This window comes from Hominilimicola sp. (assembly GCF_046972485.1).
GTDB classification, from domain to species: domain Bacteria; phylum Bacillota; class Clostridia; order UBA1381; family UBA1381; genus Hominilimicola; species Hominilimicola fabiformis.
On record NZ_JBKVWU010000126.1, the window covers coordinates 1 to 5992 of the forward strand.

Consider the following 5992-nt stretch of genomic DNA (forward strand, 5'->3'; position numbering starts at 1 on the left):
AGTCGTTAAAACTACTACGCTATAAAAAGTCTAACTTTTTGGGGTCACATCAAAAAAGCCTCATTTTTGCTGTCTTATTCTTCCGATGAAGTATCTTCTTCTGCTCCGCCTGCTGTATTTTCACTTTCAGATGAGCCTGTATTGCCTTGTTCGTAATCAGTTCCGCCCGAATTTGACGAAGAACTGCCGCCCGAATTTGTATCATAAGAACCACTGTTAGTACCCGAATTTGTACTTGACGAAGAACCGCTGTTAGTACTTGACGAAGAACCCGAATTTATACCTGAAGATGTATTTGAATTATTGCCGTTTTGATTTTCGTGTGTTTCCGAAGTCGCAGGATTTACTGTAGGCATAGCGCTTGGAGTATCAACCGGTGCAACTGTTGACAGAGGTGTTTGCGTTGATTTATTACGTCTGCTTGCGTGTGATGCGTCACAATATGCCTTTGGCTGTGTTCCTTCAACGAAGTAAGCGGTTGTGGTAGGGCAGGTGTCAGTTGCAAGCATACCGGAGTATTCGCATACCTGTGCCTCAACAACATTACTTGGTTTTGTGATTTCTTTAGGGTTAAGCGATTCGTGAATTTTTTCCATTACAAGATTCCATGCGGTAACTGTCGGATTGCCCGAAACACCTGCCGCTGAAATTGATGCGGGAGTATCGAAACCGTACCAACAAGCGCCTACATAATACGGTGTGAAACCAACAAACCACTTATCGCAGTCATCGTCTGTTGTACCTGTTTTACCGTATGTTGAAATACCGCAGTCAAGCTTTGCACCTTTACCTGTACCGACGCTGCTGTTTACAACGCCCGAAAGTAAATCAGCTGTAATGTATGCTGCCGCAGGGCTGATAGCCTGACTTGTGTTTGATGTGTTTTCAAGAATAACCTGACCTGTTGAATCAAGTACTCTTGTGTAAGTATACGGCTTAATATATTTACCGCTGTTTACGAATGTGCAATATGCTCCCGCCATTTCTTCAACGGTTACACCTTGTGTAAGACCGCCGAGTGCAAGAGAACTGTAGTTTTTATCTTTTTCTTCAAGTGTTGTGATATGGAATTTGTTTTGTAGGTAGTTGAATGAGTTTGTAAGGTTGACCATATCCAATACCTTTACGGCAGGAATGTTTGCCGAACGTGCAACCGCCTCTTTAATTGTCATATCGCCTAAGAAGTCGTTGTATGAGTTCTTTGGTTTCCACTTGTCGTTGCCGATTGTTATTTCTTCGTCTGTTACGGTATCGACTTCTGTGATTTTACCCATATCAACCGCCGGTGCGTAAACCGAAAGCGGTTTAATTGATGAACCGGGTTGACGTTTTGATTGAGTGGCTCTGTTCCAACCGCGAATATCAGTCTTTTCGCCAAGACCGCCTATAAGACCGCGAATTTTACCTGTGTAAGGGTCAATTATAATCATTGCCGATTGAGCACCCTTGCCTGTATAAGGGAAGTTAGACGTATTGGTAAATATGCCTTCCATTATATTTTGAATGTCGGGATTCATTGTTGAATAAATTTTCAAACCGCCGTTGTATACCTGTTGGGTTGCAAAATCTTCCGAGTAACCTTTTTGAGTCATAAGGTCGGCGATAACGTCATTTACAACTTGGTCAACAAAGTATGAAGTAATACGTCCTTGATTTTTCCTGTAAGCGTTGCTTACAACAAGGTCACTGCCTGATGCCTCTGCATATTCAGCGTCTGTGATATAACCGAGTTCACGCATTTTGCCGAGTACAAGATTACGTTTTTCGATATTCTTATCCGGATGTACAAACGGATCGTATTCTGACGGGAACTGTGTTATACCTGCGATTGATGCCGCTTCGGCAAGCGTAAGGGCGCTTGCGTCTTTGTTAAAGTAAGTGTTTGCGGCAGCCTCAACACCGTTACAGTTGTTAGCGAAATATACGATATTCAGATACATTGTAAGTATTTCGTCTTTTGTAAGCTGTTTTTCAAGTGCAACCGCACGCATCATTTCTTTGACCTTACGCGAAGGTGTATTTTCTTTTTCATTGGTTATATTTTTTATAACCTGTTGAGTAATCGTACTACCGCCATAGTTTGACGAGCCGATACCGACTTTTGAAAGTAGCCATTTACCCGTTGCACCGAGTGTACGTTTTATATCAACACCGTGGTGCTTGTAGAAACGTTCATCTTCGATGGCAACAATAGCGTCTTTCATAACTTGAGGTATTTGCGACGAATCTACCCATATACGGTTAAAATCGGATTGTATTTGTTCAAGTTCCTGCGGATTGCCGGCGGCATCTTCGTAATATATAAATGAAGAATAATTCAAAGCAAGAGTTTGAATATTCATATCTTTAATTTCACGTGATACTGCGGCATACATTCCTATGCCCATACCGGATACAATTACAACTACCACAAAAATCGCAACAAAGAATGTAAGCCGTAAGCGTTTCCTGAATTGAATCTGTTTCGGAGTAAGCTGCTTTTTTTGCTTTTTCTTACTGCGGGAAGTTGTTTGAGTCCGGCGCCTTGACGGTACTTCTCTGTATGATGAAGAACTTGCCTGCGGTGATCTTGTAGGCTTTGTGGATGCCGCTTGTCTGCGACGTCTCGGAGCGCCTGAAGCTGACGAAGTTTTCATATCATACTCTTCCCAGTTGAAATTATCATTTGAGCCATATCCGGAGCTTGGTCTGTTTCTTCTGTTATTATCAGCCATAATATTTTCTCCTATCTTTTTTATTAAGATTGTAGACAAAATGTGAGAGTATGTCTACTTTGATTTCGGGGCTGTTAAAAGCCTCAATCTTTCTTTAAAGATAATTGCATACTTTAATTATATCCTAAATTGCATAAATTTGCAACATTTATTTTTCAAAGTCTTATGCAAAGTATAAAATTGGGACAAAAAGGGAATAATTTAAGAAAAAATATTAAAAGAAATGAGGAATAAATTATGAAAATTTTAAAGAATACACTTATTGTTTCGTCATATGTATTACTTGTAGCGTTGTTTTTCGGAGGCGGATACGCTATCGGCAGAATAGGTGTGTCCGACAGTGTGCCGACTCCTATGCCTACGGTTGCGGCGGTTGAAGAGGTGAATGCAAATGATGTAAAAACTACAGTATATGAAGTTAAGGTTGAGAACGGTTTACTTCAAATTAATAAATGTGTAGGGAATAATAAAACGGCAATTTTGAGTGAAGAAATAAGCGAAAATGTATTTCCAAGCGAGGATATTGATGAACTAAAAAAAGGTGTTGAATTTGATAATCTTGATGAGGCACAACAGATGTTTGAAAACTTCGTAAGTTAAAGCAGTATTAAGTTTATGAACAATTTGTTAAAACACCAAAAGGGAGATATTGAACGTAATAAAAAGAAAAATAAAGAAAATAAGAGTAAATATAGCAATATATTAAAAAAACGGACTTTGCTAAATAGAGCAAAAAAGAACATAATAGCATTGTTAGCACTCAAGAAGTGTGAGTGCTAACAATGAACTTGATTAAAATTTTAGGAGGTAATATATAATGAACATCAAACCATTGGCAGACAGAGTTGTTATAAAAATGCTTGAAGCAGAGGAAACGACAAAGAGCGGAATTATCCTTACTTCAAAGGCACAGGAAAAGCCACAGGTGGCTGAAATCGTTGCAGTAGGTCCCGGCGGTGTTGTAGACGGAAAGGAAGTTAAGATGGAAGTTTCCGTTGGTGATAAGGTACTTACTTCAAAATATGCAGGTACAGAAGTCAAGGTTGACGGTGAGGAATATACAATTCTTCGTCAAAGCGACATACTTGCAATAGTAGACTAATATATTAGGAGGTTATTATTATGGCTAAACAAATTAAATACGGACAGGACGCAAGACACGCTCTTGAAAGCGGTATCAACCAACTTGCAAATACAGTTAAAATCACACTTGGCCCGAAGGGCAGAAATGTTGTTCTTGATAAGAAATTCGGTGCACCGCTAATCACAAATGACGGTGTTACAATCGCTAAGGAAATTGAACTTGAAGATCCATTTGAAAATATGGGCGCTCAGCTTGTAAAAGAAGTTGCAACAAAGACAAATGACGTTGCCGGTGACGGTACAACAACAGCTACACTTCTTGCACAGGCACTTGTTCGTGAAGGACTAAAGAATGTTGCGGCAGGCGCTAACCCTATGATCGTAAGAAAGGGTATCCAAAAGGCTGTTGACGCGGCTGTTGAAAAGCTGCTTTCTACAGCAAAGAAAGTTCAGGGTAAGGAAGATATTGCAAGAGTTGCATCGGTTTCAGCTGCTAATGAAGAAATCGGTCAGCTAATTGCAGAGGCAATGGAAAAGGTAACAGCAGACGGCGTCATCACAGTTGAAGAATCAAAGACTGCCGAAACATATTCTGAAATTGTTGAAGGTATGCAATTCGACAGAGGTTATATCACACCTTATATGGTAACTGATACAGAAAAAATGGAGGCAGTTCTTGACGACCCATACATTCTTATTACAGATAAGAAGATTTCAAATATTCAAGAAATTTTACCGCTTCTTGAACAAGTTATGCAAGCAGGCAGAAAGATGGTAATTATCGCTGAAGATGTTGAGGGTGAGGCTCTTTCAACACTTATCGTTAATAAACTTCGCGGTACATTCGTATGCGTACCTGTAAAGGCTCCCGGCTTTGGTGACAGACGTAAGGAAATGCTGCAAGATATTGCAATCTTGACAGGCGGTCAGGTAATCAGTGAAGAACTTGGCTTTGATTTGAAAGATACACAAATTTCACAACTTGGTACAGCAAAGCAAGTTAAGATTCAAAAGGAACTTACAATTATTGTTGACGGTGCAGGCGATAAGAATGCAATCGCAGACAGAGTTGCACAAATCAGACGTGAACTTGAGGCATCAACATCTGAATTTGATAAGGAAAAGCTACAAGAAAGACTTGCTAAACTTGCAGGTGGTGTTGCTGTAATTAAAGTCGGTGCGGCAACAGAAACAGAAATGAAAGAAATGAAACTTAGAATTGAAGACGCTCTTGCAGCTACTAAAGCGGCTGTTGAAGAAGGTATCGTTGCAGGCGGCGGAACAAGTTATATTGATGTTATTCCTACTGTTGCGGCTTTACTTGAAAAAACTGAAGGTGATGAAAAGACAGGTGTTCAAATCGTACTTAAAGCACTTGAAGAACCGGCTTGGCAAATCGCAAAGAATGCAGGTCTTGAAGGCAGTGTAATCGTGGATAAGGTTAAGTCTTGTGAAACAGGTAAGGGATTTAATGCACTTGTTGAAGAATATGTTGATATGATTTCGGCAGGTATCGTTGACCCGGTTAAGGTTACAAGAAGTGCACTTCAAAATGCAGCATCTGTTGCGTCTATGGTACTTACAACAGAAAGTCTTGTAACAGACCTTCCTGAACCGGCAGCTCCGGCCGCTCCGATGGATCCTGGTATGGGAATGTATTAATTTGAATAATATTAAACACAGATTGCAAAATGCAGTCTGTGTTTTTCATTATGTGTTGACAAAATTAATTTATAGTTATATAATAAAAATAGAAAAAAGGCAAACCTCAAGCGGTTATGCCCAAAAAGAACTATTTATTCAATAGCCGTTCCTGGGTGAGAGGGCGGCTATTGTACTTTTATGGTGAAAATTATCAATATAGCGATAATTATCAAAACTGCAAAAAGCAATTTCTTTGCCATATGTAACAATATGCTTACTTTTCATAAGCATACCCCCTTTCATAAACTCGGCATAAAGCCTGTGAATATAAAAGTGGGCATAACCGCCGGTTAAAAACCGTTAATGAAGTTTGCCTTTAATATCGGATTAATCCGACAAAAGTATTATATATCAACAAATTACAAAATTCAATGAAGTATATAAAAAGACATATAAATGTAAATAGCACATAAAAAAGCAGACAAAGAATTTTTTTCTTTGTCTGCTTTTAAATTAGTTCAAATATTTGTCTAAAACACTTTCTTTAATTT

General features: G+C 39.2%; 4 protein-coding genes. 3 read left to right on the forward strand and 1 reads right to left on the reverse strand.

Annotated elements, in window-relative coordinates; genetic code table 11:
• Positions 1-74: 74 nt before the first annotated feature.
• Positions 75-2714 (reverse strand): transglycosylase domain-containing protein, encoded by a 2640-nt coding sequence (locus tag ACLTU0_RS10165; RefSeq protein ID WP_412322325.1) that lies wholly within the window; start codon positions 2712-2714, stop codon positions 75-77.
• Positions 2715-2951: 237 nt separating this feature from the next.
• Between ACLTU0_RS10165 and ACLTU0_RS10170 the strand changes: the two genes are divergently transcribed.
• The 3 genes from ACLTU0_RS10170 (at position 2952) to groL (ending at position 5459) form a co-directional block, all read left to right on the forward strand.
• Entirely contained in the window at positions 2952-3314 is a 363-nt protein-coding gene (locus ACLTU0_RS10170; protein WP_412322327.1) for a hypothetical protein, read from the forward strand.
• 217 nt (positions 3315-3531) lie between these two features.
• The gene (gene groES / locus ACLTU0_RS10175) at positions 3532-3816 is read left to right on the forward strand and encodes a co-chaperone GroES (RefSeq protein ID WP_022230488.1); all 285 of its coding nucleotides are present in this window, start codon (positions 3532-3534) and stop codon (positions 3814-3816) included.
• Positions 3817-3836: 20 nt separating this feature from the next.
• Positions 3837-5459: a chaperonin GroEL gene (gene groL, locus ACLTU0_RS10180; RefSeq protein ID WP_337600180.1), complete on the forward strand. Its 1623-nt coding sequence runs from the start codon at positions 3837-3839 to the stop codon at positions 5457-5459.
• The last annotated feature ends 533 nt before the right edge of the window (positions 5460-5992 follow it).

What these genes read in the sequence shown, in the direction of transcription:
- ACLTU0_RS10165 (WP_412322325.1), bottom strand. Translation starts at nt 2,714, where the DNA reads ATGGCTGATAATAACAGAAGAAACAGACCAAGCTCCGGATATGGCTCA.
- ACLTU0_RS10170 (WP_412322327.1), top strand. Translation starts at nt 2,952, where the DNA reads ATGAAAATTTTAAAGAATACACTTATTGTTTCGTCATATGTATTACTT.
- groES (WP_022230488.1), top strand. Translation starts at nt 3,532, where the DNA reads ATGAACATCAAACCATTGGCAGACAGAGTTGTTATAAAAATGCTTGAA.
- groL (WP_337600180.1), top strand. Translation starts at nt 3,837, where the DNA reads ATGGCTAAACAAATTAAATACGGACAGGACGCAAGACACGCTCTTGAA.